This window comes from Variovorax sp. 01T439_2, from assembly GCF_056398445.1.
The window spans coordinates 1-3,172 of record NZ_JBFTPJ010000693.1; the positions used below are offsets into that span (position 1 = coordinate 1).

Genomic DNA, 3,172 nt, shown 5'->3' on the forward strand with positions numbered 1-3,172 from the left:
CGCCGTCATCGCCAAGCACGCCGCCCAGCAGGCCGCCTTCACCCAGCACGCCATCGGTCACGCCGCCGAGCAGGCCGTCTTCGCCGCCGAGCAAGCCACCCAGCGGGCTGTCTTCGAGCAGGCCGCTCACGGCGCCGCCGTCGCCCAGGAGGTTGTCGACCACGCCATCCTGGCCCAGCAGGCCGCCGGAGAGGCCGTCGCTGCCCAGCAGGCTGGACAGCGCGCCGTCACCGCCAAGCAGGCCGCCCACCACGCCGTCGCCGCCGAGCAGGCTGCCCACGGGGCTGCCCGCGCCGATCAGGCCGCCCAGCAGGCCCTCTTCGCCCAGTACGCCGCCGACCACGCCGCCAAGGGCGCCGTCCTCGCCCAGCAGGCCGCCGACGATGCCGTCGTCGCCGATCACGTTGTCCAGCAGGCTGCCGACGGCACTGCCTTCTCCGATGAGGCCGCCAAGCGTGCCGTTCTCGCCGAGCAGGCCGCCCACCAGGCCGTCTTCGCTGACGAGCTCGCCGAGGAGGCTGTCCTGGCCGAGCAGGCCGTCCACCACGTTGCCGACCACTCCGTCCTCGCCCACGAGGCCGTCGAGCGCGCCGTCCAGGCCGAGGCTGCCGGTGAGGCCGCTCAGGATGCCTTCATCGCCCACCAGGTTGTCCAGGCCGTTCTGCAGCGCGTCGGTGACGTAGTCGACCTGCTTGACCAGCTGGTCGACCAGCGCACCCGTGGCGCCTTCGCCGAGCAGGCCGTCGACGATCGGGCTGGCCACGCCGCCCACGCCATCGGCCACGGTCTCGACGAAATCGTCCGCCGGATCGAACTGGTTGGGATCGTTCTGGGAGAACTCGGAACCGAGCACCGGGGCCAGCACGTCGTCGACCACGTCGCTCACGCCGTCGACCACGCCCAGCACCGGGTCGAGCGAGTCGCCGAGACCCGCGGTGTCGCCGATCGAACCGACCAGGCCGCCGGCTGCGCCGTCGCCCGGATCGAGCAGGCTGTCGCCGTCTGCGTCTGCGTCTGCATCGGCATCGGCATCGGCATCGGCATCGGCATCGGCATCGGCGTCGGCATCGGCATCGGCATCGGCGTCGGCATCGGCATCGGCATCGGCATCGGCATCAGCATCAGCATCAGCATCAGCATCAGCATCGGCATCGGCATCGGCATCGGCATCAGCATCAGCATCGGCATCGGCATCCGCGTCGGCATCCGCATCGCCGTCGGCATCCGCGTCAGCATCCGCATCGGAATCAGCATCCGCATCGCTCTCACCGCCACCACCACCGCCGCTGCCGGCGAAGAACGGGATCGTTCCACCGTCGTCACCGCCACCGCCGCCCAGCGCGGCACCGAGCGCAACGGCGCCCAGCGCGCCGAGCGCGAATTCGCCGAGGCCCAGGCCGCTGCCGGCCGCGACCTTCTTGGTGACGGCCAGTGCGGCCGCGTCGGCGTCGCTGTCGGGCGGGGTCACCTGCAGGTCGCCCGAGGCGACATCCACATTCACTTGTTCGAGGCCGCCGGGCAGCTTGGTCGAGCCGATGGTGGCGTCGGTGCCGCCGGTGAAGACGCCGGCCAGCGGCGCCTTGTTGGTGGCCGAGCCGGGGAACAGGACGTTGGCCTGCCCGCCTTCGGGAACGATCACGCGGTCACCCGCGATCAGGGTCTGGTTGCCGTCCACCGGAATGCGGACACCCTCGCGCATCACCGCGACGCCCGGCGTAGCATTGGACAATGTGCCAATGCTCGAGGGCGCCGCGGCAGCGGCAGGTGCCGACGAGCTCATCGCGGCGGGAGCGCCGAGCGGTGTGCTGGTGGCTCGGGCGATGACCACAGGAGCAACGCCACTGGCGGCAAGTCCTTCGGTCGAATGGGTCGGTGCTTGTGGTGCGTTCATGACAGCCTCTGTGACAAAAGATGCATCTACAGGGGCAACTAGCGTGCCGTGCTGCCAACTCTTTTGAGCCACCGGTTCACCAAGAACGCAAGTTATTGATTTTTATGGATATTTTTCTGAAAACGGGTGCCCGTGCCATCGGCCGGAACAGCGCTTTGGACGCTGTTTTGACCATTCGTTACGTTACGGCGTAACGTCCCGCTACCGGAACATCGGGCGCATTCCGGGCTGCCGGCGCGCGGTTTTCCCTTCCCTCTTTTTCCTTTCCAGCTTCTCCATACAGATATGTTCAATCCCTCCCAGGAAGACGTGCGCCGCTTCTTTTGCGACGTGTACGCCAAGCACCGCCAAGGCTTGCCGATGGAAGCGCTCGAGACGATTGCCGCGGGATGGATCGACGCCCACCCCGAATACCACGAGGACCTGGCCGACGCCGATGCGGCCGTGGCGCGCGTGTACGACGGCTCGAACGGCCACGAGAACCCGTTCCTGCACCTGTCGATGCACCTTTCGATCAGCGAGCAATGCTCCATCGACCAGCCGCGCGGCATCCGCCAGGCCGTCGAGCTGCTGGCCGCCCGCCGCGGCTCGCTGCTCGATGCGCATCACGAGGCCATGGAATGCCTCGGCCAGATGATGTGGGAGAGCCAGCGCGCCGGCCGGCCGCCCGACGGCGACGGCTACGTCGCCTGCGTGCAGCGCCGCGCAACCAAGGACTAGCCGGCCTTCCGGGAAGGCAGCGCGCCCTGCTGCCTGGCGCCTTCGCGCAGCAGCGCGGCCATGGCGCTGCGCAGCGCCGAGGGCTCGGCGTCGCTGCGCAGCAGCAGGCCCACGGGCTCGTCGGTGCCGGCGGTTTCGATGCGCAGGCGCACCAGCCGCTGGTCGGCCAGCTCGCCGCGCGCGGCGCCCAGCGGGGTGATCCAGACCGCGTCGGACACCGCCACCAGGCCGCGCGCCACCGCAACGTCGAGCGTCTGCAGCGCATGGGGCGGAAGCGCCAGGCCGCGCGCCGACAGGAAGCTTTCGGTGTTGTGGCGCGGGATGGTGCCCTCGCCATACACCACGAGCGGAAAGCCGAGCACCGCCTGCACCGACACCGCCCGGGTCGACCGGCCCGCCAGCGGATGGCCGGGGCGCACGGCAAACACCAGCGGCTCGGTGTAGAGCAGCTCGAAGCTGAGCCCGCCCATCAGCCGCGGATCGCTCATGCGGCCGGCCACCAGGTCGAGCTCGCCGGCGCGCAGCTCGTCGAGCAGCACCGGGTTGGCCGCGCTCTTCACC

General features: G+C 69.9%; 2 protein-coding genes and 1 pseudogene. 1 reads left to right on the forward strand and 2 read right to left on the reverse strand.

All coding sequences use genetic code 11. The annotated features are described in order from the left end of the window. Positions 1–1,891, reverse strand: a pseudogene (locus AC1DOC_RS26050) (hypothetical protein); the annotation flags it as partial. A gap of 285 nt (positions 1,892–2,176) precedes the next feature. Between AC1DOC_RS26050 and AC1DOC_RS26055 the strand changes: the two are divergent. Beyond that, complete coding sequence (locus AC1DOC_RS26055; protein WP_436289716.1) at positions 2,177–2,611, forward strand: DUF1841 family protein; 435 nt, start codon at positions 2,177–2,179, stop codon at positions 2,609–2,611. Here the strand turns inward: AC1DOC_RS26055 and AC1DOC_RS26060 are convergent. Continuing rightward, the coding region (locus AC1DOC_RS26060; RefSeq protein WP_478130780.1) for a LysR substrate-binding domain-containing protein at positions 2,608–3,172 on the reverse strand (565 nt) is incomplete at its 5' end. The two genes, AC1DOC_RS26055 and AC1DOC_RS26060, sit on opposite strands and share 4 nt — an antisense overlap.